The sequence below is a fragment of the Streptomyces sp. NPDC107522 genome, from assembly GCF_055657525.1.
Genome location: NZ_JBVKAU010000005.1, coordinates 546,713 through 569,909 on the forward strand (window position 1 = coordinate 546,713; position 23,197 = coordinate 569,909).

The following is a 23,197-nucleotide window of genomic DNA, read 5'->3' on the forward strand; positions in this document are numbered from 1 at the left end:
AAGTCCGGGACAAAGGGGCGCCCCGCCGACGGGGGAAGATCGGCGGGGCGCTGTGGTGCCGCAGTGGTTCAGGGGTGCCGGAGCCCGGAAGGGGGCACCGGACCGGCTCAGTGGACCGAGTGCTCCTCGAGCGGGAACGTTCCGCCCACCACGTCCTCCGCGAACGCCTTCGCCGCGTTGCCCATGACCTCACGGAGGTCGGCGTACTGCTTGACGAACTTGGGGACCCGGCCGCCGGTCAGGCCCAGCATGTCCGTCCAGACCAGCACCTGGGCGTCCGTCTCGGCGCCGGCGCCGATCCCGACCGTCGGGATGTGCAGGATCCGCGTCACCTCGGCCGCCAGCTCCGCCGGCACCAGCTCCAGGACGACCGCGAACGCGCCCGCGTCCTGGACCGCCTTCGCGTCCCGCAGCAGCTGCGCGGCCGCCTCCTCGCCGCGGCCCTGGACGCGGTAGCCCATGGCGTTGACGGACTGCGGGGTCAGGCCGATGTGGGCCATGACCGGGATGCCGGACTCGACCAGCAGCTCGATCTGGCGGTGCGAGCGCTCGCCGCCCTCCAGCTTCACCGCGCCGACCCCGGCCTCCTTCACCAGCCGGGTCGCCGAGCGCAGCGCCTGCACCGGGCCCTCCTGGTAGGAGCCGAAGGGCAGGTCACCGACGATCAGGGCGCGCGAGGTGCCCCGTACGACGGCCGCCGACAGCATGGTCATTTCGTCGAGGGTGACGGGCACGGTCGTGTCGTACCCGAGGTGACAGTTGCCCGCGGAGTCGCCGACGAGCATGACCGGGATGCCGGCCTCGTCGAACACGGACGCGGTCATCGCGTCGTACGCGGTGAGCATGGGCCACTTCTCGCCCCGCTCCTTGGCGAGAGCGATGTCGCGAACGGTGATGCGGCGGGTGCCCTTCCCCCCGTACAGCGCCTTGCTGCCGTCGGAGGGCTTCGCCTGAGGCGTCTGGGCAGCCGAAAGCTGCGTCATGGCAACGGCTCCTTCATGTCATCTCGAGGCGCCCTGACGGCGTCCCCGGACCGACTCCATGGTGGCACTTCGTGCCAGGGAGGGCCAGGCCTCCCCCTGTGAGTTCCGCCCCGTCGTGCCCCTCTCGCGCCGCGCGTAAGAGATCGGTAAAAATTTACGATACGAGACGGTGCCGTATCGAAAATCCCCTACGCTCCACGGCATGACTTCTCCCGTCCCAGACACCGGCCATCGGATACCGGAGGCCGTGCACCGGCGCCGCTGGGCGATCCTCGGCGTGCTGATGCTCAGCCTGCTGATCGTCGTCCTGGACAACTCGATTCTGAACGTCGCCATCAAGACCATCTCGACCCCGGCCCCGACCGGCCTGGGCGCCACGCAGAGCGAGCTGGAGTGGGCGATCAACGCCTACACCCTCGTCTTCGCCGGCCTGTTGTTCAGCGCCGGCCTCCTCGGCGACCGGCTCGGCCGCAAGAAGGTCCTGCTGGGCGGGCTCGCCGTGTTCGGCATCGGCTCCGCGCTCGCCGCGTTCTCCGGCTCGCCCGGCGAGCTCATCGCCTTCCGCGCGGTGATGGGCCTCGGTGCCGCGTTCGTCATGCCGGCCACGCTCGCCGTCCTGATGAACGTCTTCGAGCGGGACGAGCAGCCGAAGGCCATCGGCATCTGGGCGGGCGGCGTCGGGCTCGCCATCGCCATCGGGCCCATCACCGGCGGCGTCCTCCTCGACCACTTCTGGTGGGGCTCGGTCTTCCTCATCAACGTGCCGATCGTGCTCCTCGCGCTCGCGCTGATGCTGTGGCTGGTCCCGGACTCGCGCGACCCGAACCCCGGCCGCATCGACCCCGTCGGCGTCGTGCTCTCCGTGGTCGGCCTGGTCCTGCTCGTCTACGGCATCATCAAGGGCGGCCAGCTCGCCGACTTCACCGACACGACGGTCCTCGCGACCATCGCCGCGGGCCTCGCCGTCCTCGTCGGCTTCGTCGTGTTCGAGAAGCGCAGCGACCATCCGTCCATCGACGTCACGTACTTCAAGAACAAGGTCTTCTCGGCCGCGATCGGCGTCATCGCGCTGGTCTTCTTCGCCCTCATGGGCGTGACCTTCTTCTCCGTCTTCTACACCCAGAGCGTGCGCGGCTACTCGCCCCTGCAGACCGGCCTGCTGATGCTGCCGCTCGCCGCCGCCCAGATGATCTTTGCGCCGCGCGCCCGGCTCCTCGTCGACCGCTTCGGCAACAGGGCGACGACCACCGGCGCCATGCTGCTGATCGCCGCCACCCTGGCCGCGTTCGCCGCCTTCGAGGCGGACACGCCGATCTGGCTCCTGGAGGTGGTGTTCTTCCTCATGGGCGCCGCCATGGCGCACATCATGACCCCGCTCAGCGTCGTCATCATGCAGGCCCTGCCCCGCGAGAAGGCCGGCTCCGCCTCCGCCCTCAGCAACACCTTCCGCCAGGTCGGCGGCGCACTCGGCGTCGCCGTACTGGGCTCGGTCATGTCGACCGCGTACCGGGGCGGCATCGAGGACAAGCTCACGGTGCTGCCGGAGGGCGTACGGCACACGGCGGGCGAGTCCATCGAGGCCACGCTCGGCGTCGCGGCCCGGCTCGGGTCGCGGGGCGAGGCCCTCGTCGGCCCGGCCCACGACGCCTTCCTGCACGCCATGCATGTGACGGCGCTGTGGGGAGCGGGCATCGCCGTGCTCGGCGCGGTGGTCGTGGCGCTGTTCCTGCCCGGGCGGCCGACGGCATCTCAGGAGGGGGAGACGGAGCGGGAGTTCGCGGCCGCGGAGTAGCACGCGCGCCGACACACGCCTCGTGCACGCCGACGTCGTACACCGTCGTACACCAGGGAGAATCAGCACAGCCCACCGAAAGGACCGAACCCAGTGAGCCTCGCCGACAGCCACCCCCGGCACGACGGCCCCACCCGGGGCCGCCCCCGCAGCGAGGCCGTGGAGCGGGCCATCATGGAGGGCATCCTGAAGCTGCTGGAGGACGGTGTGCCGCTCTCGGAGCTGTCCATCGAGCGCATCGCCCGTACCGCGGGCGTCGGCAAGGCCACCATCTACCGGCGCTGGCGCGGCAAGGAGGAGCTCTTCGTCGACGTCGTGCGCGCCGCCGAACCCCCGGACCCCGAACTGCCCGGGACCTCGGTGCGCGACGATCTCGTGGTGCTGATGGAGCAGTTGCGCAGGCGCGGCCTGATGACCCGTTCGTCGGTGCTGCTGCACAACGTCATCGCCCAGATGAAGAGCACGCCGAAGATCTGGGACGCCTATCACGCGATCGTCGTCGAGCCGCGGCGCAGGAAACAGCACGCGATCCTGCGCCGCGGGCAGGAGAGCGGTGAACTGCGCACCGACCTCGACGTCGACGTGATGAACGACATCATCTTCGGCCCCATGCTGGTCCGTGCCGTCATGCGCCCGGACGCCGACCTTCCCGAAGGGCTGGCGGAGCAGATGGTCGACGCCGTACTCGAAGGTCTACGGCCCGTCAGTTCGCGCAACTCGTAGATCGCATGTGCGCGTTTCGTCACAGAGCGCGCTTTCCCTCGCGGTGAGCGGAACTCCTGAAGGTGACTTGTACGTCCTCGCCCCCGTACGGCCGTCATGAGTACGGCAGGAACGGAGCCGATCATCCCCTAGGGTTTCTCTGGGCGCGGGGGGACGACGGAGTGCACGGCAGGTAGTGAGGCGACGGTATGGCGCAGCAGGCGTACGTGACGGAGACGGACAACGGAGGCTCGGGGCCCGAGCGCCGGGAATCCGGGCTTCGGCGCCTGACGGACCGCCTGAAGAACAACCGCCTGGTCGCGGCCTGGCGCGGTGATCCGCGCATCTGGCGACGCGGCATCGTGCTGGCCGCCCTCGCGGTGATCCTCGCCCTGGTGATGCTGCTGCACGCGCAGATCCCGAACCGGATCGGCAACCTCGGCAGCCTCACCGAGACGTTCCTGCCGTGGCTCGGCCTGTTCGTCCCGCTGCTTCTCCTGCTGGCCCTGGTCCGCAGGTCCGCGACCGCGCTCATCGCGGTGCTGCTCCCGGCGACCGTGTGGCTGAACCTCTTCGGCGGCCTCCTCGTCGACCGCACCGGCCCCGGCGGCGACCTCACGGTGGCCACGCACAACGTCAACGCCGACAACACCGATCCGTCCGGCACCGCCCGCGACGTGGCCGCGTCCGGCGCGGACGTGCTGGCCCTGGAGGAGCTGACGGCCGCGGCGGTGCCGACGTACGAGAAGGCGCTGGCGTCGACGTACAAGTACCACTCGGTGCAGGGCACCGTCGGGGTGTGGAGCAAGTACCCGCTGAGCGGGGTCGGGCCCGTCGACATCAAGCTGGGCTGGACGCGCGCCATGCGGGCCGTGGTGACCACGCCGTCCGGGCAGGTCGCGGTGTACGTCGCCCACCTGCCGTCGGTGCGGGTGAAGATGGAGGCCGGGTTCACCGCCCGCCAGCGCGACAAGAGCGCCAACGCGCTGGGCGAGGCCATCGCCGACGAGCCCGTGCAGAAGGTCGTCCTGCTCGGCGACCTGAACGGCACGATGAACGACCGCGCGCTCAACGCCGTCACCGCCCAGATGCGCTCCACGCAGGGCGCCTCGGGCAGCGGGTTCGGGTTCAGCTGGCCGGCGTCGTTCCCGATGGCCCGGATCGACCAGATCATGGTGCGGGGCGTCGAGCCGGAGAGCTCCTGGACGCTGCCGGAGACGGGCAGCGACCACCTCCCGGTGGCTGCTCGTGTGAAGGTCGACACGTCCTCGTAACCAGGGGGAATACGGGGGCTGCGAGTCTTTGTTCCGGAACTGAACATAAGCTTGGTCCGGAACATCGCTCTCGCTTGAATCTCCCTCGAAAGGCACGGCTCTTTTCATGCCCCTGGCCCTGCTCGCCCTGGCCGTCGGCGCCTTCGGCATAGGTACGACCGAGTTCGTGATGATGGGCCTGCTGCCCGACGTCGCGGACGACCTGCACACCTCCATCCCCACCGCCGGACACCTGGTCTCGGCGTACGCGCTCGGCGTCGTCATCGGCGCCCCGCTGCTGGCGGCCGCGACCGCGCGGATGCCGCGCCGTAGGGTCCTGATTGCGCTGATGGCCCTGTTCGTGGCCGGCAACGCGGCGTCGGCCCTCGCGCCGGACCACTCCTGGCTGCTCGTGGCCCGCTTCGTCAGCGGTCTGCCGCACGGTGCCTTCTTCGGCGTCGGCGCGGTGGTCGCCACGGCCATGGTCGCGCCGGAGCGCAAGGCCCGGTCGGTGTCCCTGATGTTCCTCGGGCTGACCGTCGCGAACATCGCCGGCGTGCCGGTCGCCACGCTCGTGGGGCAGCACCTGGGCTGGCGGGCGACCTTCCTGGGCGTCAGCGCGATCGGCCTGGCCGCCATCGCCTCGCTCGCGCTGCTGATCCCGCACGACCGGGTGCCGGCGCCGTCCGCCGGCCTGCGCGGGGAGCTGGCCGCGCTGAAGTCGCTGCCGGTGTGGCTCGCCCTCGGGACGACGGTCGCGGGCTTCGGCGCGCTCTTCGCCGCGTACAGCTACGTCACGCCGATGCTGACCGACTCCGCCGGGTACGCCGACGCCAGCGTGACGCTGCTGCTGGCGCTGTTCGGGGTGGGCGCGACGGTGGGCAACCTGCTGGGCGGGCGGCTGGCGGACCACTCGATGCGCAGGACCCTGTTCGGGGGCCTGCTCTCCCTCGCCGCCGTGCTGGCCCTGTTCCCGCTCCTGATGTCCACGGCGTGGAGCGCGGCCCTGGCGGTGACGCTGCTCGGCATGGCGGCGTTCGTGGCCGGCTCCCCGCTCAACCTGATGGTGATGGAGAAGGCGTCGTCGGCCCCGTCCCTGGCCTCCTCGGCCAACCAGGCGGCCTTCAACCTCGCCAACGCGGGCGGCGCCTGGATCGGCGGCCTGGCCCTCGCCGCAGGCTTCGGCGTGACCTCGCCTGCCCTGGCCGGTGCCGCGCTGGCCGTGCTCGGGCTGGGCGTCGCGGGCGCCGCGTACGCGGTGGACCGGCGGCGGGTCGCCGCTCCGCGGGCCGGGCGGGAGCGGGTGGTCGCCGGGCATGTTCCGCACCAGGCGGAGAGTGTCCGGTCCTGAGGTACGACGAGGGGGGCGCCCGGTGATCACCGGGCGCCCCCCATGTGTTTCTCTCTGCGTTTCTCTCAGCGGCGGTACGACTCCACGTAACCGTTCGCAGGTGTCCCCACGCCCGTGACGTCGTCGTAGCCCTTCACGGCCTGGAGCGAGCTGTCCTTGCCGAGGCTGCGCACGGACGTCGTCAGGCCGCCTGTGGCGTCGTAGCCGTTGACGTAGTCGACGCGCGCGACCGCGAGCCCGGAGCCCGTGGGGTTGTCCGTGACGTCGTGGTACGCCTTCGAGCCGTACTTCGCGTAGATCGCCGGGTTGGCGAAACCGAGCGGCTTGCCGCCGCGCGCCTCCTGCGCCAGCGCCTGGACGGCCGCGATCACCGGTGCGGCGAGCGAGGTGCCGCCGATGCGGTACTCGTCGTACGCCTGGGTCCTTCCGTCCGGCAGGGTCTGCGTCTGGCCCACCAGGAACCCGGTGTTCGGGTCGGCGATCGCCGCGATGTCCGGCACGACACGGTTGCCGTCGGCGCTGTTGGCCTTGGCCAGCGCGTCCGGCACGACGCCCTTCTGCCAGTACGGCTCGGCGACGGTCCTGCTGGTTCCGCCGCCCGCGCCCGAGGTGAAGGCGCCGGGGAAGTCCGTCCAGCTCTTGCCGTCGGCCGACAGCACCGCCTTCTGCGTGCCCCAGCCCGTCTCCCACAGGTACGAGTCGCCCTTGCCGACGGCCAGCGAAGTGCCGCCGACCGCCGTCACCCACGCCGAGTTGGCCGGGGTGTCGACCTGCTTGGTACCGGTGTTGGCGACCTCGTCGCCGTTGTCGCCCGAGGAGAAGTAGAAGCCGATGCCCTCGACCGCGCCGAACTGGAAGACCTGGTCGTAGGCGGCCGCGAGGTCGGGCGTCTGGTTGGCCTCGATGTCGCCCCAGGAGTTGGAGACGATGTCGGCGAGATGGTTGTCGACGATCTTGCTGAGCGAGTCGAGCAGGTCGTCGTCGTAGCAGGAGGCGGCGCCGACGTAAGTGATCTGCGCGCCGGGCGCGACCGCGTGCACGGCCTCGACGTCGAGGGTCTCCTCGCCGTACCAGCCGGCCGCGCCGCACTCCTTGGTCCGCGTGTACTTGTCCGGCAGGACCTGGTGCAACTGGCCGCTGGTGTAGGCCGCGTCGCCGTGCTTCTTCGCGTAGGTGGCCGCGTCGAAGGCGATGGTCGGCGAGGCGTACGCGTCGGTGATGGCGATGCGCACGCCCTTGCCGGTGCGCGTGCCCGCCCCGTAGGCGGCGCGCAGCTGCTTGCCGGTGTAGCCCTTCACGGCGTACGGGATCTTCGTGCCGTACGCGTCCGGCAGCGTGCTCGCCACGTTCGAGCCGTGGTACGAGGAGAAGGGCCCGGCGTTGCGGAACACGGTCTCCGGCGGCGGGAGCTGGTCCTGGTGGCGCGCCAGGTGCGGCGCGTTGTCCAGGCCGGTGACGGTCAGGACGGCGTCCTTGAGGCCCTCCGGTACCGAGGCCGACGTCGCGGGCGCGCGGTAGGTCCGGGCGCCCTTGGTGTAGTTGTGCAGCTGGGCGCCGAACGCCTTCTCGGCGGCGGCCACATCGCCGGTGACGGCGACATAGTGCTGTGTGACGTCCGTGACCTTCAGGCCCGCCGACGTCAACCAGCTCTTCACGGCGGCCACTTGGGCCTTCGTCGCGCCGAAGCGGGCCTGCGTCTGCCTGGCGGTGAGGTATTTGCCGTACGACGCCGAGTCCGGGTCGGACACGGCTTTGGCGTAGGCGGCGAGACCGGTCGCGTCCCGTCCCGCCAGGTAGACGCGGACGGAGACCGGGGCGCTGTCGGCGGTCGCGCCCCGGTCGGCCTTGGTCGTGGCCCAAGCGGGCTTGGTTCCCGCGAGCGTGTCCCGGTCCGCGTGGTCGGCGGCGTGCGCCGCGGGTATGCCGAGCGCGAGCGCGCCGGCGAGCAGGGGCAGTGTCGCTGCCAGGCTCACTCCGGCGCGCAGGGTGGCGCGGTTGGATCTCATGAAACCCCCTGTGCGGTTCGTCGCGAGTGGATCACTCGACAGGCGTCACTCTTTCGATGAACCGTTCATGCCAGGGGAATGCGAGGGCCAAGAAGCCCTCAATTAACCTAATGACAAGGCCATTTGATGGTCGAGGAGGGAGCGAGGATCACGGCCGCGGCTTCGCGCCCCGCTCCTCCAGCATGTCCTTCATCAGGTCGATCTCCGACTGCTGCCCCTCGACCATGCCCTGCGCGAGCTTCTTCTCGACGTCGACCGTGCACTTGTCCACACAGCCCTCGGCCATGTGGATGCCGCCCTTGTGATGGTCCGTCATCAACTGCAGATAGAAGACCTCCGCCTGCTTGCCGCTGAGGCCCTCGAGCTTCTTCATCTCCGCGTTGGTCGCCATGCCCGGCATCAGCGCGCCGTCCCCGGCGGAGGGCATGTCGCCCATGCCCATCCAGGCCATCGGCCCGTCCGACGACACCTTCGGCAGCTTCCACAGATCCAGCCAGCCCAGCAGCATGCCGCGCTGGTTGGCCTGCGTCTGCGCGATGTCGTACGCGAGCCGCCGCACCTCCTCGTCCTTGGTGCGGTCGCGCACGACGTACGACATCTCCACGGCCTGCTGATGGTGCACCGCCATGTCGCGCGCGAACCCGGCGTCCGCCGAGTCGGCGCTCGGGGTCTGCCCGGAGCCCCCGTCCTCGGCGACGGCGTAGGTGATCGCGCCGGCCGCGACGAGCACGGCCGCCACGGTCCCGGCGATCCAGCCGACGTGCTGCCTCACTCCGACAGACCGCCCGTGCACGCCGCGCCCGGCTCCGGCGTCTGCTCACCCTGGACGTACGTCTCGAAGAACTTGTTCACGTTCGGGTCGCTCGCGCTCGTCACCGTGCGCTGGTGCCCCCACGCGCTGAGCATGATCGGGTCCTTCTGCTTCTCGTCCGGGCTCATCAGCGTGTACGGCGTCTTCTTGACCTTCTCCGCCAGCGCGGCGACATCGGCCTTGGATGCCTTGCTGGTGTACGTCACCCAGACGGCGCCGTGCTCCAGGGAGTGCACGGCGTTCTCGTTCCTGAGTTCCTTGGTGTAGACGTCGCCGTTGCAGTTCATCCACGCCCGGTTGTGGTTGCCGCCGACCGGCGGTTCCACCGGGTACTTCACGCTCGTCTCGACGTGGGTGCGGGCCAGGGTGCCCTTCCAGGTGTTCACGCCGTCCTTGCCGGCGACGAACTTCCCGGTGGTCTTGTCCTTCTCGGACTGCGCCGAGTCGCTCTTGTCGGACTGCGACTGGATGAGGACGACACCGCCGACGACGAGACCGGCGACCACCACGACGCTGGCCGCGATGGTGAGGATGCGGTTGCGGCGCTCACGGGCACGCTCGGCACGCCGCATCTCCTCTATCCGCGCCTTGCGATCCGCGCTGTTCTTGTTCTTGGCGGAGCCCATGAGGTGTGCCCTTCTGAGGGGGGTGGGACATTCGGGTGCGCTGATCGTAATGGGGGCGATGGGGCGAGATGTAGGGAGGCTGCGAACGCCCGATATTTGGAACCCCGAATGCGCATTATCTACGCTGCCCACATGCGGCTGCTGCGCTCCACCGACCTCGCCCTGCGGCTCCTCATGCGGCTCGCCGTCCTGGGCGACGCCACGCCGACGACCCGCGAGGTCGCGGCGGACATGGAGGTGCCCTACACGCACGCCGCCAAGGTCGTCGCCGAGCTGCAGCACATGGGTCTCGTCGACGCCCGCCGGGGCCGCGGCGGAGGGCTCTGGCTCAGCGACAAGGGCCGTACCGCATCGGTCGGCGCCATCGTGCGCGCCTTCGAGGGGGACGGCGACGTCGTCGAGTGCGAGGGCGACAGCCCCTGCCCGCTCCACTCCGCGTGCCGGCTGCGGGGCGCGCTGCGGCGGGCCCAGGAGGCCTTCTACGCCTCACTGGACCCGCTGACGGTGACCGACGTGACCGCGGACCCCACCGGTCCGCTGCTGCTCCAGATCGGCCGCGCGCCCTAAGGCAGGTTCCAGGGACAGGGCCTAGCTCTCCTGGGCCAGCCAGAGGTCCGGCCCGAACACCTCGTAGTGGATGTCGGCCGGCGCCACGCCCTTCGCGATCAGCTGCGCCCGTACCGCCCGCATGAAGGGCAGCGGACCGCACAGGTACGCGCGCGTGCCCTGCGCTACGGCGATGTCGGTGAGGTCGACCAGGCCGGTGCGGTGGGAATCCTCGGCGCCGTCGGCGCCCGTCTCGTACCAGAAGTGCACCGAGGCGTCCGCGAGCTTCCCGGCGTACGCCTCGTGGTCGGCGCGCAGGGCGTGATCGGCTGGGGAGCGGTCTCCGTGCACGACGGTCACCGGGCCCTCGTGCCCGGCGTCCGCGAGCTCACCCAGCATGGCGACCATCGGGGTCACGCCGATGCCGGCGGAGGCGAGGAGCAGCGGGGCGTCGGTGCCGGCGAGCACGAGATCGCCGTACGGCGCCGACAGGCGCAGCCGGTCGCCGACCCGCACGCGCGCGTGGAGGTGGTTCGAGACCTCGCCGTCGGGGGCGGCCCCGCCGCGCACGCGCTTCACGCTGATCTGGCGGATCGGCGAGCCGGGTGCCGCGGAGAGGCTGTACTGGCGTATCTGCCGGGCCCCGTCCGCCAGCTCGGCCTGGACGGAGACGTACTGCCCGGCCCGGAAGCCGGGCGCCGGGCGGCCGTCGGCCGGGCGCAGCCGGAAGGTGGCGACGTCGGCGGTCTCCTCGACCCGCTCGACGACCTCCCACTCCTGCCACTCGCCCCCGCCGTGCTCCTTGTACAGCCGCTTCTCGATCGCGATGAGCGCGTTCGCCATCAGCCAGTAGACCTCGTCCCAGGCGGCGGCCACTTCGGGCGTGACGGCCTCGCCGAGGACGTCGGCGATGGCGGCGAAGAGGTGCTCGTGGACGAGCCCGTACTGCTCCGCCGTGACGCCCAGGGAGGCGTGCTTGTGGGCGATACGGCTCAGCATCGCGTCGGGCCGCTCGTCGGGGTGGTCCAGGAGGTGCGTCGCGAAGGCGGCGATCGACCCCGCCAGAGCCTGCCGCTGGGTGTCCGCCGCCTGGTTGCCGCGGTTGAACAGGTCGCGCAGCAGCTCGGGGTGGGCGGCGAACAACCCGGCGTAGAAACGCTCGGTGATCTCGGCGAGGGATGCACCGACCGCAGGCAGGGTGGCGCGGACGGTGACGGCGGACTGCTCGGACAGCATCGGGTCTCCTCAGGCTCGAAGGGGCGGTGAGGGTGACCGCCCGCCCTCATTAAAACTTGCATCCAAGATTCCAATTAAAGCGGGGTGGGTCTTGAGGGGCCGGGCATTACGGATGTCGGTTCAAGCAGGCAAGATGGGCGGCAGAGCAGTTCACCGAGCGCCGGAGCGGTGCACCGGGCACCGTGGCAGGACACCTGCCGTATGCCGGGCGTTCGCCCCGGGGTCGCCGCGGCGATCAAGGTGCGCAACGCGCCTGAAACGGTGTTGTGGTGGGATGCTCATGTGCCCGACCGCCTCTCCCGCGGTACCGGAGACAGGCGGCCTGACCAGCAAGGATGGGGAAGCGGAAGATGGACAAGCAGCAGGAGTTCGTGCTCCGGACGTTGGAGGAGCGCGACATCCGGTTCGTACGGCTGTGGTTCACGGACGTGCTGGGCTTCCTCAAGTCCGTGGCCGTGGCCCCGGCCGAGCTGGAGCAGGCCTTCGACGAGGGCATCGGCTTCGACGGCTCGGCGATCGAGGGCTTCGCCCGCGTCTACGAGTCCGACATGATCGCCAAGCCGGACCCGTCGACCTTCCAGATCCTGCCCTGGCGCGCCGAGGCCCCCGGCACCGCGCGCATGTTCTGCGACATCCTCATGCCGGACGGCTCGCCGTCCTTCGCGGACCCGCGCTACGTCCTCAAGCGCGCCCTGGCCCGCGCCTCCGACCTGGGCTTCACCTTCTACACCCACCCCGAGATCGAGTTCTTCCTGCTGAAGGACAAGCCGGTCGACGGCACGGTGCCGACGCCCGCCGACAACTCCGGCTACTTCGATCACACCCCGCAGAACATCGGCATGGACTTCCGCCGCCAGGCGATCACCATGCTGGAGTCGATGGGCATCTCGGTCGAGTTCTCCCACCACGAGGGCGCCCCCGGCCAGCAGGAGATCGACCTCCGCTACGCCGACGCCCTCTCGACGGCGGACAACATCATGACGTTCCGCCTGGTCATGAAGCAGGTGGCGCTGGAGCAGGGTGTCCAGGCGACGTTCATGCCCAAGCCCTTCTCGGAGCACCCGGGTTCCGGTATGCACACGCACCTGTCGTTGTTCGAGGGCGACAGGAACGCCTTCTACGAGTCGGGCGCGGAATACCAGCTCTCCAAGGTCGGCCGCTCCTTCATCGCGGGCCTGCTGCGGCACGCCGCGGAGATCGCCGCCGTCACCAACCAGTGGGTGAACTCCTACAAGCGCATCTGGGGCGGCTCGGAGCGCACCGCCGGCGCCGGCGGCGAGGCCCCGTCGTACATCTGCTGGGGCCACAACAACCGCTCGGCCCTGGTCCGCGTGCCGATGTACAAGCCCGGCAAGACCGGCTCCGCGCGGGTCGAGGTCCGCTCCCTCGACTCCGGCGCCAACCCGTACCTGGCCTACGCGGTCCTCCTCGCCGCCGGCCTCAAGGGCATCGAGGAGGGCTACGAACTCCCTCCGGGCGCCGAGGACGACGTCTGGGCCCTCTCCGACGCCGAGCGCCGCGCGATGGGCATCGAGCCGCTGCCGCAGAACCTGGGCGAGGCGCTGACGCTGATGGAGCGCAGCGATCTCGTTGCCGAGACGCTCGGGGAGCACGTCTTCGACTTCTTCCTGCGCAACAAGCGGGCGGAGTGGCACGAGTACCGGTCCGAGGTGACGGCGTTCGAGCTGCGGAAGAACCTGCCGGTGCTGTAGGGGCAGTTCGGAGCGGGTTTCCCGCTGGTTCGGCGGATGGGGCCGACGGTCACGGACCGTCGGCCCCATCGCGTCTCACTGGCCCTGGGCGCGTGCGTCGGGTTCCTGGCAGCGGTGTTATCAAGGGTGTATGCGAGTATTTTCCGGGCGTCCACGGGGTCCGGAACGTCATCTGCCCGTGGGGGGCTCGCGCCCACCTCGCGCCTCCCTGCTGGACCTGCGCAGTGCGGCCGGTCAGGTGTTCCTTCTCCAGGTCGTGATCGTGGTCCTGCTGGTCGTGGCCGCCGTGGGCGGCATGGTGTTCCAGGCGGCAAATGACGCCTTGCAGCAGGGGCGCAGGGAGTCGATCGTCGCGGCGCAGTCGTTCGCGAGTGCTCCTGGCGTGGCCGAGGCGCTGCAGAGCCCGGATCCCACGGCGGTGCTCCAGCCTCGGGCCGAGGAGGCGCGGAAGCGCGCGGGCCTGGACTTCGTCATCGCCATGAGCACGGACGGGATTCGTTATACGTATCCCTACCCGCGGGAGATCGGAAAGAAGTTCGTCGGCACCATCGAACCGGCGCTTAAGGGCCGTACCGTCGTCGAGCAGGCCGGTGGGCCGCCTCTGCCCGCGGGCAAGGGCACGGACGTGCAGGCGGTGGTCCCGGTGACCGACTCGCACGGCAAGGTGGTCGGCCTGGTCTCCGCCGGAATCACGGTCAGGAACGTGGCGGCCCTGTGGCTGCCAGAGGTGCCGATCATCCTCGTCAGCGGCGTGGTCGCGCTGGCGCTGGCCGTGGCGGGAACGACGCTGGTGTCCCGGCGGCTGCGGCGGCAGACGCACGGCATGGCCCCGGCGGAGCTGGCGGAGCTGTACAGGCACCACGACGCGGTCCTGCACTCGGTGCGGGAAGGATTGTTGATCACCGACGCCGACGGACGACTGCTGATGGCCAACGACGAGGCGACACGGCTGCTCGGGCTGTCGGCGGACTCGCGGGGGCGCCCGGTGCAGGAGCTGGGACTGCCGGAGCCGATCACGCGTGTGCTGTTGTCGCCGGAGGCGGTCACCGATGAGGTCCGGCTCGCGGGGGACCGGTTGCTGGCGCTGAACAAGCGGCCGACATACCCGCAGGCCGACCCGGAGGGCAGCGTGGTGACTCTGCGGGACACCACGGAGCTGGCTGCGGTCTCAGGGCGGGCCGAGGTCGCGCGGGAGCGGCTGAATCTGCTGTATGAGGCCGGGGTGGGGATCGGGACCACGCTGGATGTGGAGCGTACGGCCCAGGAGCTCGCCGACGTGGCGGTACCGCAGTTCGCCGACCTCGTGACGGTGGACCTGCTCGAAGCGGTGCTGCGGGGGTGGGAGCCCACGGCGGAGGGCTGGCGGCATATGCGCCGGGCGGCGATCGGCGGCGACCGGCGGATGATTCCGGTGTATCCGCGGGGCCAGATGATCTCGTTCTCGCGCCGAACGCCGCAGATGCGGGCACTGCAGGAGTCACGGGTGACGCTCGAGGCGGACCTGCGACAGGCACAGGGCTGGCGGGAACAAGATCCGGAGCGTGCCAAGAGGGCACTGGAGCGCGGGTTGCGTTCACTGGTGGCCGTGCCACTGCGGGCGCGGAACGTAACGCTGGGCGTGGCGAACTTCTACCGGACGGCGGATTCCGCGGCGTTCGAGCCGGATGACCTCACCTTCGCGGAGGAACTGGCCACGCGGGCGGCGGTGGCCATCGACAACGCCCGGAGGTTCACCCGGGAGCACGCGATGGCGGTGACGCTGCAGCGCAGCCTGCTGCCGCGGCGGCAGCCGGAACAGGACGCACTGGAGGTGGCCTGGCGGTACATGCCTGCGGAGGCAGGGGTGGGCGGGGACTGGTTCGACGTCATCCCGCTTCCGGGCGCTCGCGTGGCTCTGGCGATGGGTGATGTCGTCGGTCACGGGCTGCACGCGGCGGCGACGATGGGCCGGCTGCGCACCGCGGTGCACAACTTCTCCACCCTGGACCTGCCCGTGGACGAGGTGCTCGGGAACCTGGACGATCTGGTCGTCCGCATGGACAACGAGGAGAACACGGACGATGCCGGCGCCGGCCGGGAAGGCGAGGGCGTGACCGGAGCGACCTGCCTCTACGCGGTCTACGACCCGGTGACGGGGGCCTGCACGATGGCCCGTGCGGGGCATCCGGAGCCGGTGGTGGTGCGCCCGGACGGGACGGTCACTTGTCCGGACGTGCCGGCCTCGGCGCCGCTCGGCCTGGGCGGCTACCCCTTCGAGACCGTGGAACTGTCCTTGCCGGAGGGTTCGCAACTGGTGCTGTACACCGACGGCCTCGTGGAGGACCGTACCCACGACATCGACGTCGGGATGGAGCGACTGCGCCGGGCGTTGGATGAGTCCGGGGGCCGCACGCCGGAGGAGACGTGCCGAGCGGTGATCGACTCGATGAAGCCGTCACACACTTCCGACGACATCGCGCTGTTGACGGCACGGACCCGGAAGTTCCCGCGCTCGGATGTGGCCATGTGGGACGTGCCGCCGGACCCGGCGGTGGTTCCCTCGGTACGGGCGCGCTGCCGGGAGAGGTTGCTGGAGTGGGGGCTGGAGGAGACCGCATTCGCCACGGAGCTGATCGTCAGCGAGCTGGTCACGAACGCGATCCGGTACGGCTCGCCACCGGTCGCCGTACGGCTGCTCCGCGGACGCTGTCTCATCTGCGAGGTGTCGGACGGAAGCGGCACGTCGCCGCGCATGCGGCGGGCGGCGACCACCGACGAGGGCGGGCGGGGACTGTTCCTGGTGGCACAGTCCGCCCAGCGATGGGGGACGCGGCACACCCCTCACGGCAAGGTCATCTGGACGGAGCAGCTTCTTCACGACGGCGCATCCGCCGCCTCGGGCCTCGCCCCGGTCGATTTTCTTCTCGACCAGTTCGATGATCCTGGCCTGTGAGCCTGCGTTGAGCCGGGCCGCTGTTGGGCCGTCTGTGGGCCGTCGAGGGGCGGCCAGGGTGACCCACGCGGCGGGCGGAACTCAGCTCTTGACGGACTCTGCGATTCGCTGGGCGGCCTCGGCGGGGGTGAGGTGCGTGGTGTCGACGACCTCGGCCTCGTCGTGCAGCCATGTGCGGGCCGCCTCGGTGTAGGGCTCGAGGTATTCGAGACGGAACGGGGAGGGGCCGAGGACCGTGTCCCCCTCGATGCGCCCGCGCAGGGTGTCCTGGCCGGCGTGCAGGACGAAGTGCCGTACGGGGATGGCAGCTGGGCGAGGCCTGTGCTGATCTCGCGCCAGTACTGCTCGACCAGGACGGTCATGGGAATCACCAGAGTGCCGCCGGTGTCGAGCACGCGCCGGGCGGTCTCGACGACGAGCTGCCGCCACGGCTGTCAGTGCTGGAAGTTGTTCGTCCCGGGCAGCCCCGGCGTGATGTCCATGAGCGTCTCGCCGACCTTCTCGGCGTCGAACACCCGTGAATCCGGGATCAGTTGCTGCACGAGCGGACTGGTCGTCGTCCTGCCGGCGCCGTGGGTGCCGTTGATCCATACGATCATGGGCCGATGCCGGCGCCGTGCCGCCCACGCGGCGGGGCGGTACGGCGATACGGCCTCGCGTCCCCGCCGCGCCTCTCCGGGGCGGCTACTGGGCGGCCAGCTTCGACAGGACCTCGTGCAGCGGCTCCGTCGCCCTGCGGCGGTACTCCTGGATCGACCAGCCGTTGCCGTCCGGGTCGGTGAAGTACATGAACGTGGCGCCGTCGTCGGGGGCGTACTGCACGGGCTCGGAGATCTCCAGGCCGCGTTCGACCAGCTCCGCGTGGGCCGCCTTGATGTCGGCGACGCAGAGCTGGAGGCCCTGGTAGGAGCCGGGGGCCGGGCGGGGACCCTTCGCCATCTCCCAGATGCTGTCGCCGAGCGCGATCGAGCAGCCCGAGCCAGGAGGCGTGAGCTGGACGATGCGCATGCCCGGCATGACCTCCTGGTCGATGTCGACGTGGAAGCCGACCTTGTCCCGGTAGAAGTCGCGGGCCCGGTCGATGTCGCTCACGGGCAGCGGGATCACTTCGAGGGTGAAGTCCATCGCTAGTCCTCCAAGGGGAATCGCCAACGGGTCTGGCTGAACGGCTCCCCCTTACCGAAGCCGAAAACGGTGCGCGGCGCCACCGAAAAGACATAGGCATGCGCGGGACCGTGGTGGAAGCGGCCGTTGTCCACCTCGAAATGCCAGAAGCTGCCGTACTTCGCCTCCCACCCGGCGGCCAGTTCGCGTAGCCGGGCGTCGTCGGTGATCCGCACCGCCTCGCCCTCGACCACCAGGTCGTAGCCCTTGTTCCAGGTGTTCGTGCCCGTCGTCAGGACGACGTCCGGGTTCAGCGCCAGGTTCCTCGCCTTGCGCTCCTGCGGGCCGGTGCAGAAGTGCAGCGCCCCCCGCGACCACACGGCCGGCAGCGGGGTCACATGCGGCCGCCCGTCCGGACGCACCGTCGAGATCCAGAACAGCTCGGCCTCGGCCAGCAGCTTCTCGGCCTCCGCCCACGGAGTGGCGGTGGCCGTCCCGTCGCTGTAGCGCTCATCCAGCCGGGTCTGCGGTTGCTTGTCGGTCATCGGACGCCCTCCAGACGTGTCGCTCGACAGGGCAGACCGCGCGGGCCCCCGGAACTCATCGGCGCTACTCCCACGTACTCCGGCTAGGCTCGATCGCGTACGACCTTGATCGGGTGCGCACGACCCCGATCGGACGGGAGGCCACGCATGACGGTGCCGGGGCGCAGGAGCAGTACCTTCTCGCGGCTGCTGCGGCACGGGTTCACCGATCCCTCGGCCGCCGAGCGGCTGCTGGAGAGTGTCGAGCTGGCGCCGATCAGGAACGACCCGGTGCTGCTGGAGGCCCTCGGCGCCACCGCCGACCCGGACCTGGCCCTGCACGGTCTGGTACGGCTCGTCGAAGCGCAGCCCGGCCCCGCCGCCCAGCGGCAACTGCTGGACACGGTGATAGCGGCCAAGCCCCTGCGCGACCGGCTGCTCGGCGTGCTCGGCGCCTCCTCCGCGCTCGCCGACCACCTGGCCAAGCACGCCGGCGACTGGCAGGCGCTGGTCATGTACGAGCCGAGCGATCTGCACCCCGGCGTCGAGGAGTTCGAGGTCGGGCTCGCACAGGCCACCGACCCCGTCTCCCTGCGCGTCGCCTACCGGCGCTGCCTGCTGTCCATCGCCGCCCGCGACGTGTGCGGCACGACCGACGTGGCCCAGACGGCCGCCGAACTCGCCGACCTCGCCACCGCCACCCTGCGCGCCGCCCTCGCCATCGCCCGCACCGCCGCGCCCGAGGACGCCGCGCTGTGCCGGCTCGCGGTGATCGCGATGGGCAAGTGCGGCGGCCATGAGCTGAACTACGTCTCCGACGTCGACGTCATCTTCGTCGGGGAGGCGGTGGACGGTGCCGACGAGGGCAAGGCCCTGCGGTCGGCGACCAAGCTCGCCTCGCACATGATGCGGATCTGCTCCGAGACGACGGTCGAGGGGTCCATCTGGCCGGTGGACGCCAATCTGCGCCCCGAGGGCAGGAACGGCCCCCTGGTGCGCACCCTCAGCAGCCACCTCGCCTACTACCAGCGCTGGGCCAAGACCTGGGAGTTCCAGGCGCTGCTCAAGGCACGCCCGGTGGCGGGCGACATCGAACTGGGCGAGGAGTACGTCGCCGCGGTGGAGCCCCTGGTGTGGAAGGCGGCCGAGCGGGAGAACTTCGTCGCCGACGTGCAGAAGATGCGCCGCCGGGTGGTCGAGAACATCCCGGTCGCCGAGCTCGACCGGCAGCTCAAGCTGGGGCCGGGCGGTCTGCGGGACGTCGAATTCGCCGTACAGCTGCTGCAGTTGGTGCACGGCAGGCATGACACGTCCCTGCGCAGCGGCACGACCCTGGACGCGCTGCAGGCGCTCGCCGCGGGCGGCTACGTCGGCCGCGCCGACGCCGCCCAACTCGACGACGCCTACCGCTTCCTGCGCTCCATGGAGCACCGCATCCAGCTCTACCGGCTGCGGCGGACCCACCTGGTGCCCGAGGACGAGGCCGACCTGCGGCGCATCGGCCGCTCCCTCGGCCTGCGCGTCGACCCGGTCGCCGAGCTGAACCGCGAATGGAAACGGCACGCCGGCGTCGTACGGCGGCTGCACGAGAAGCTCTTCTACCGGCCGCTGCTCGACGCGGTCGCCCAACTCGCGCCCGGCGAGGCGCGGTTGAGCCCCGGCGCGGCACGCGAGCGGCTGGTCGCGCTCGGATACGCCGACCCGGCCTCCGCGCTCCGGCACCTGGAGGCGCTGGCTTCCGGCGTCAGCCGCAAGGCGGCGATCCAACGCACCCTGCTGCCGGTGCTCTTGGGCTGGTTCGCGGACTCCGCCGACCCGGACGCGGGGCTGCTGAACTTCCGCAAGGTGTCGGACGCGCTCGGCAGAACCCCTTGGTATCTGCGGCTGCTGCGGGACGAGGGCGCCGCCGCCGAGAACCTCGCGCGGGTGCTGTCGGCCGGTCGTCTCGCCCCCGACCTGCTGATGCGGGCGCCGGAGGCGGTGGCGCTGCTCGGGGACGGCGACGGCGGCACCGGCCTCGAGCCGCGTTCACGCGGGCATCTGGAGCAGGAGATCCTCGCCGCGGTGGGACGCGCCGACGGTGCCGTGCAGGCGGTGACGGCGGCGCGTGGAGTGCGGCGCCGTGAGCTCTTCCGTACGGCCGCCGCCGACATCGTCGACTCCTACGGCACCGAGACCAAGCCGGCCGAGGCCGATCAGGGTGCGCTGGTCGATCGCGTCGGCGCCGCGGTGTCGGATCTGACGGCGGCGACGCTGGCGGGGACGCTGCGTGCGGTGGTGCGGGACGGGTGGGGGGACACCCTGCCGACCCGGTTCGCGATCATCGGCATGGGGCGCTTCGGCGGGCACGAGCTGGGGTACGGCAGTGACGCGGACGTCGTGTTCGTGCACGAGCCGCGGGACGGTGTCGACGAGCACGAGGCCGCGGCGGCGGCGAACCGGGTGGTCGAGGAGATGCGGCGGCTGCTGCAGATCCCGAGCGCGGATCCGCCTCTGCTGATCGACGCCGATCTGCGGCCGGAGGGCAAGTCCGGGCCGCTCGTGCGCACGCTGAACTCGTATGCGGCGTATTACCGCCGGTGGTCGCTGATCTGGGAGTCGCAGGCGTTGCTGCGGGCCGAGCCGGTTGCCGGGGACTCGGAGCTGGCGAGTCGCTTTGTCGATCTGATCGATCCGCTGCGGTATCCCGCCGAGGGGCTCGGTGAGGACGCCGTGCGGGAGATCCGCCGGCTGAAGGCCCGTATGGAGTCCGAACGGCTCCCGCGCGGCTCCGACCCCAAGCTGCACACCAAACTCGGGCCCGGGGGTCTCTCCGACGTCGAGTGGACGGTTCAGCTGCTGCAGCTCCAGCACGGGTGGGCCGAGCCGGGGCTGCGGACGACGCGGACGCGGGAGGCCCTTGCCGCGGCGTGTGCGGCCGGGCTCATTGCGGCCGAGGAGGCGGCGATCCTGGACGAGGCGTGGGTGCTGGCTACGCGGGTGCGCAATGCGGTGATGCTGGTGCGGGGGCGGGCCGGCGACACGTTTCCGGCGGACAGCCGTGAGCTGGCGGCGGTGGGGCGGTACCTGGGGTACGAGCCGGGGCACGTCGGGGACATGCTCGATGCGTATCGGCGTACGACGCGCCGGGCCCGGGGTGTGGTGGAGGAGCTGTTCTACGGGGCCTGAGGCTGCGTCCTCGCCTGCGGCTTGGGGGGGGCGTATGCCTGCGGCGCCCCTGCCGTCCCGGTGGGGGTGCGCGTAGCGCCTACGCGTGTGTCGTGGGTCGGGGCCGCGCCGGGGGGTGTCCGTCCTCGGTCGGGCGGTTGCTGTCTTTCAAGAGGGGCTGCTCCTTGACGCCCGCCGCTGCGGGCGGACACCCCCCGGCACGTCCCCTGCCCGCCGTGGGCGACTGCGGGTGCGTGTGTGGTGGCACCACCCGCCTCGGCAGTGCGTGCGGGAACGCTCCGTACCACAGGCGTGCCACCGTGTAGCCGAACGCCAGGCACATCAAGCCGCCCACCGCGTCCAGCCAGAAGTGGTTGGCCGTGGCGACGATCACGATCAGGGTGGCCGTGGGGTAGAGCAGGCCCAGGACGCGTGCCCAAGGGGTCCTTGTCAGGGCGAAGATCGTCAGGCCGCTCCAGACGGACCAGCCGATGTGCATGGACGGCATCGCGGCGTACTGGTTCGACATGTTCTTCAGGTCGCCGGAGGCCATCGAGCCCCAGGTGTCGTGGACCAGGACCGTGTCGATGAAGCCGCCGTTGAGCATCAGCCGTGGGGGAGCGAGCGGGTACAGGTAGTAACCGATCAGGGCCACGCCCGTGGTGGCGAAGAGGACCAGGCGGGTCGCCGCGTAGCGGCCGGGGTGGCTGCGGTAGAGCCAGACCAGGACACCCAGGGTGACGATGAAATGCAGGGTCGCGTAGTAATAGTTCATGCCGACGATGAGCCAAGTCACCGAGTTGACGGCATGGTTGATCGACTCCTCGACGGCGATGCCCAGGTGGTGTTCCAGCTTCCAGAGCCAGTCGGCGTTGCGGAGGGCCTCCGCCTTCTGTTCCGGCACCGCGTTGCGGATCAGTGAGTACGTCCAGTAACTCACCGCGATCAGCAGGATCTCGAACCAGAGGCGGGGGCGGCGCGGGGTGCGCAGGCGGTTCAGGAGGTTCTGACCGGCCTTGTCCGTGACAGGGTGCGGAACGGCCGCTTCCCGGCCTTCCAGTGTCGTCACGGTCGTGTCACCCATAGGCACAGAGTCTGCCAGATTTGCTTTCCCCGACCGATCATCCCTCGGGTGGGTTCAGGACGCACGTTCTACGGCGGGCGTACAGGCCCATTCTCCTACCAACGCAGGGCTGGATGCCGGGATTCTCCGCCTTGGGGACGAGTTATGAGTGATTCCTGTTCCCGGGCGCCGAAGCCGTCGAACCGCGCACCACCAGCTCCGGCATGAACACGAACTCGCTGTGGGGCGCCGGAGTCCCGCCGATCTCCTCCAGCAGCGTGCGCACCGCGGCCTGCCCCATCGCCGGCACCGGCTTGCGGACGGTGGTGAGGGGCGGGTCGGTGAAGGCGATCAGGGGGGAGTCGTCGAAGCCCACGACCGAGATGTCCTTCGGGACCTCCAGACCGTGCTGGCGGGCCGCCCGTATCGCGCCCAGCGCCATCATGTCGCTCGCGCAGACCACCGCGGTGCAGTTGCGGTCGATGAGGGCGGTGGCGGCGGCCTGGCCGCCCTCCAGCGTGTACAGGGAGTGCTGGACCAGTTCGGTCTCTATGACGTCCGCCGGCAGGTTCAGCTGGTCCTGCATCGCGCGGACGAAGCCCTCGATCTTGCGCTGGACAGGCACGAAGCGCTTGGGGCCCAGTGCCAGGCCGATGCGGGTGTGGCCCAGGGAGGCGAGGTGGGTGACCGCCAGGGTCATGGCCGCCCGGTCGTCGGGGGAGATGAACGGCGCCTGGACCTTGGGGGAGAAGCCGTCGACCAGGACGAAGGGGACGCCCTGGGCGCGCAGCCGCTCGTAGCGCTGCATGTCGGCGGTGGTGTCCGCATGCAGACCGGAGACGTAGATGATGCCGGCCACTCCTCGGTCGACGAGCATCTCCGTGAGCTCGTCCTCGGTCGAGCCGCCCGGGGTCTGTGTCGCCAGCACCGGGGTGTAGCCCTGCCTGGTCAGTGCCTGGCCGATGACCTGGGCCAGCGCCGGGAATATCGGGTTCTCCAGCTCCGGGGTGATCAGGCCCACCAGGCCCTCGCTGCGCTGCCGCAGCCGCACCGGGCGCTCGTAGCCGAGCACGTCGAGTGCGGCCAGCACGGACTGGCGAGTGGTGGCGGCGACGCCCGGCTTGCCGTTGAGGACGCGGCTGACGGTCGCTTCGCTCACCCCCGCCTGAGCAGCGATGTCGGCAAGCCGTGTGGTCACGGCACTGGACTGTACCGGGCGGATCTCGCCTTGCACACCAATCGGACGCCGCGGGCGGCCTGTTGACCGGCCCGGTGCGGGCTGCTGCCTCATCGCGCTCCCTAGTGAAAGTGATGGCAAGAGCTTGCAGAGTCTTGCACAACCACCCTCTGTGCCGCTCCACCCCTGAAAAGAAGCGTCTCACGGCGGTCGCCGAGCGGTCACGCCCGGA

17 protein-coding genes and 1 pseudogene are annotated in these 23,197 nt (G+C 70.6%); 8 read left to right on the forward strand and 10 right to left on the reverse strand.

Annotated features, from left to right (window positions below):
* Positions 1 to 107: 107 nt before the first annotated feature.
* Complete coding sequence (gene panB / locus ACZ7L6_RS19690) at positions 108 to 983, reverse strand: 3-methyl-2-oxobutanoate hydroxymethyltransferase (RefSeq protein ID WP_471925485.1); 876 nt, start codon at positions 981 to 983, stop codon at positions 108 to 110.
* A 202-nt stretch (positions 984 to 1,185) separates the two neighbouring features.
* Here panB and ACZ7L6_RS19695 point away from each other — a divergent pair, with 202 nt between their 5' ends.
* The 4 genes from ACZ7L6_RS19695 (at position 1,186) to ACZ7L6_RS19710 (ending at position 6,081) form a co-directional block, all read left to right on the forward strand.
* Positions 1,186 to 2,775, forward strand: coding sequence for an MFS transporter (locus ACZ7L6_RS19695; protein ID WP_471925487.1), 1,590 nt, complete (start codon positions 1,186 to 1,188; stop codon positions 2,773 to 2,775).
* A gap of 93 nt (positions 2,776 to 2,868) precedes the next feature.
* The gene (locus ACZ7L6_RS19700) at positions 2,869 to 3,498 is read left to right on the forward strand and encodes a TetR/AcrR family transcriptional regulator (RefSeq protein WP_471925489.1); all 630 of its coding nucleotides are present in this window, start codon (positions 2,869 to 2,871) and stop codon (positions 3,496 to 3,498) included.
* Positions 3,499 to 3,686: 188 nt separating this feature from the next.
* On the forward strand, positions 3,687 to 4,751 hold the full coding sequence (locus ACZ7L6_RS19705) for an endonuclease/exonuclease/phosphatase family protein (RefSeq protein WP_471925491.1): 1,065 nt from the start codon (positions 3,687 to 3,689) through the stop codon (positions 4,749 to 4,751).
* Positions 4,752 to 4,857: 106 nt separating this feature from the next.
* Positions 4,858 to 6,081, forward strand: coding sequence for an MFS transporter (locus tag ACZ7L6_RS19710; RefSeq protein WP_471925493.1), 1,224 nt, complete (start codon positions 4,858 to 4,860; stop codon positions 6,079 to 6,081).
* Between the two features lie 65 nt (positions 6,082 to 6,146).
* On the opposite strand, the gene ACZ7L6_RS19715 is transcribed toward ACZ7L6_RS19710, so the two are convergent.
* The 3 genes from ACZ7L6_RS19715 to ACZ7L6_RS19725 all read right to left on the reverse strand — a co-directional run bounded on the left by ACZ7L6_RS19715 (position 6,147) and on the right by ACZ7L6_RS19725 (position 9,524).
* Positions 6,147 to 8,087: a S53 family peptidase gene (locus tag ACZ7L6_RS19715; RefSeq protein ID WP_471925495.1), complete on the reverse strand. Its 1,941-nt coding sequence runs from the start codon at positions 8,085 to 8,087 to the stop codon at positions 6,147 to 6,149.
* A gap of 148 nt (positions 8,088 to 8,235) precedes the next feature.
* A complete protein-coding gene (locus ACZ7L6_RS19720) occupies positions 8,236 to 8,859 on the reverse strand; it encodes a DUF305 domain-containing protein (RefSeq protein WP_471925497.1) in 624 nt (207 codons plus the stop codon).
* Positions 8,856 to 9,524 (reverse strand): DUF3105 domain-containing protein, encoded by a 669-nt coding sequence (locus ACZ7L6_RS19725; protein ID WP_471925499.1) that lies wholly within the window; start codon positions 9,522 to 9,524, stop codon positions 8,856 to 8,858. The genes ACZ7L6_RS19720 and ACZ7L6_RS19725 overlap by 4 nt, the downstream gene beginning before the upstream one ends.
* Positions 9,525 to 9,656: 132 nt before the next feature.
* Here ACZ7L6_RS19725 and ACZ7L6_RS19730 point away from each other — a divergent pair, with 132 nt between their 5' ends.
* Positions 9,657 to 10,091, forward strand: a complete 435-nt coding sequence (locus ACZ7L6_RS19730; RefSeq protein ID WP_471925501.1) for an RrF2 family transcriptional regulator — start codon at positions 9,657 to 9,659, stop codon at positions 10,089 to 10,091.
* A gap of 21 nt (positions 10,092 to 10,112) precedes the next feature.
* Here ACZ7L6_RS19730 and ACZ7L6_RS19735 read toward each other — a convergent pair whose 3' ends face one another.
* Complete coding sequence (locus ACZ7L6_RS19735; protein WP_471925503.1) at positions 10,113 to 11,306, reverse strand: globin domain-containing protein; 1,194 nt, start codon at positions 11,304 to 11,306, stop codon at positions 10,113 to 10,115.
* Between the two features lie 350 nt (positions 11,307 to 11,656).
* Between ACZ7L6_RS19735 and glnA the strand changes: the two genes are divergently transcribed.
* Together glnA and ACZ7L6_RS19745 are read left to right on the forward strand one after the other, a co-directional pair.
* A complete protein-coding gene (glnA, locus tag ACZ7L6_RS19740; RefSeq protein ID WP_433039280.1) occupies positions 11,657 to 13,018 on the forward strand; it encodes a type I glutamate--ammonia ligase in 1,362 nt (453 codons plus the stop codon).
* Positions 13,019 to 13,148: 130 nt separating this feature from the next.
* On the forward strand, positions 13,149 to 15,950 hold the full coding sequence (locus tag ACZ7L6_RS19745; protein WP_471925505.1) for a SpoIIE family protein phosphatase: 2,802 nt from the start codon (positions 13,149 to 13,151) through the stop codon (positions 15,948 to 15,950).
* A gap of 81 nt (positions 15,951 to 16,031) precedes the next feature.
* On the opposite strand, the pseudogene ACZ7L6_RS19750 reads toward ACZ7L6_RS19745, so the two are convergent.
* The 3 genes and pseudogenes from ACZ7L6_RS19750 to ACZ7L6_RS19760 all read right to left on the reverse strand — a co-directional run bounded on the left by ACZ7L6_RS19750 (position 16,032) and on the right by ACZ7L6_RS19760 (position 17,599).
* A pseudogene (locus tag ACZ7L6_RS19750) lies at positions 16,032 to 16,549 on the reverse strand (ATP-binding protein).
* A gap of 85 nt (positions 16,550 to 16,634) precedes the next feature.
* The gene (locus ACZ7L6_RS19755) at positions 16,635 to 17,075 is read right to left on the reverse strand and encodes a VOC family protein (RefSeq protein ID WP_471925507.1); all 441 of its coding nucleotides are present in this window, start codon (positions 17,073 to 17,075) and stop codon (positions 16,635 to 16,637) included.
* 2 nt (positions 17,076 to 17,077) lie between these two features.
* Positions 17,078 to 17,599 (reverse strand): pyridoxamine 5'-phosphate oxidase family protein, encoded by a 522-nt coding sequence (locus ACZ7L6_RS19760; protein ID WP_471925509.1) that lies wholly within the window; start codon positions 17,597 to 17,599, stop codon positions 17,078 to 17,080.
* Between the two features lie 147 nt (positions 17,600 to 17,746).
* Here ACZ7L6_RS19760 and ACZ7L6_RS19765 point away from each other — a divergent pair, with 147 nt between their 5' ends.
* Positions 17,747 to 20,746: a bifunctional [glutamine synthetase] adenylyltransferase/[glutamine synthetase]-adenylyl-L-tyrosine phosphorylase gene (locus tag ACZ7L6_RS19765; protein WP_471925511.1), complete on the forward strand. Its 3,000-nt coding sequence runs from the start codon at positions 17,747 to 17,749 to the stop codon at positions 20,744 to 20,746.
* Positions 20,747 to 20,825: 79 nt separating this feature from the next.
* Here the strand turns inward: ACZ7L6_RS19765 and ACZ7L6_RS19770 are convergent, their stop codons facing one another.
* Positions 20,826 to 21,809 (reverse strand): phosphatase PAP2 family protein, encoded by a 984-nt coding sequence (locus tag ACZ7L6_RS19770; protein WP_471925513.1) that lies wholly within the window; start codon positions 21,807 to 21,809, stop codon positions 20,826 to 20,828.
* Between the two features lie 142 nt (positions 21,810 to 21,951).
* Positions 21,952 to 22,986: a LacI family DNA-binding transcriptional regulator gene (locus ACZ7L6_RS19775; RefSeq protein WP_471925515.1), complete on the reverse strand. Its 1,035-nt coding sequence runs from the start codon at positions 22,984 to 22,986 to the stop codon at positions 21,952 to 21,954.
* Positions 22,987 to 23,197: the final 211 nt, after the last annotated feature.

Coding starts and splice junctions, on each gene's coding strand:
- ACZ7L6_RS19730 (WP_471925501.1), top strand. CDS start 9,657: ATGCGGCTGCTGCGCTCCACCGACCTCGCCCTGCGGCTCCTCATGCGG.
- ACZ7L6_RS19765 (WP_471925511.1), top strand. CDS start 17,747: ATGACGGTGCCGGGGCGCAGGAGCAGTACCTTCTCGCGGCTGCTGCGG.
- ACZ7L6_RS19715 (WP_471925495.1), bottom strand. CDS start 8,087: ATGAGATCCAACCGCGCCACCCTGCGCGCCGGAGTGAGCCTGGCAGCG.
- ACZ7L6_RS19695 (WP_471925487.1), top strand. CDS start 1,186: ATGACTTCTCCCGTCCCAGACACCGGCCATCGGATACCGGAGGCCGTG.
- glnA (WP_433039280.1), top strand. CDS start 11,657: ATGGACAAGCAGCAGGAGTTCGTGCTCCGGACGTTGGAGGAGCGCGAC.
- ACZ7L6_RS19705 (WP_471925491.1), top strand. CDS start 3,687: ATGGCGCAGCAGGCGTACGTGACGGAGACGGACAACGGAGGCTCGGGG.
- ACZ7L6_RS19770 (WP_471925513.1), bottom strand. CDS start 21,809: ATGGGTGACACGACCGTGACGACACTGGAAGGCCGGGAAGCGGCCGTT.
- ACZ7L6_RS19760 (WP_471925509.1), bottom strand. CDS start 17,599: ATGACCGACAAGCAACCGCAGACCCGGCTGGATGAGCGCTACAGCGAC.
- ACZ7L6_RS19755 (WP_471925507.1), bottom strand. CDS start 17,075: ATGGACTTCACCCTCGAAGTGATCCCGCTGCCCGTGAGCGACATCGAC.
- ACZ7L6_RS19725 (WP_471925499.1), bottom strand. CDS start 9,524: ATGGGCTCCGCCAAGAACAAGAACAGCGCGGATCGCAAGGCGCGGATA.
- ACZ7L6_RS19735 (WP_471925503.1), bottom strand. CDS start 11,306: ATGCTGTCCGAGCAGTCCGCCGTCACCGTCCGCGCCACCCTGCCTGCG.
- ACZ7L6_RS19745 (WP_471925505.1), top strand. CDS start 13,149: ATGCGAGTATTTTCCGGGCGTCCACGGGGTCCGGAACGTCATCTGCCC.
- panB (WP_471925485.1), bottom strand. CDS start 983: ATGACGCAGCTTTCGGCTGCCCAGACGCCTCAGGCGAAGCCCTCCGAC.
- ACZ7L6_RS19710 (WP_471925493.1), top strand. CDS start 4,858: ATGCCCCTGGCCCTGCTCGCCCTGGCCGTCGGCGCCTTCGGCATAGGT.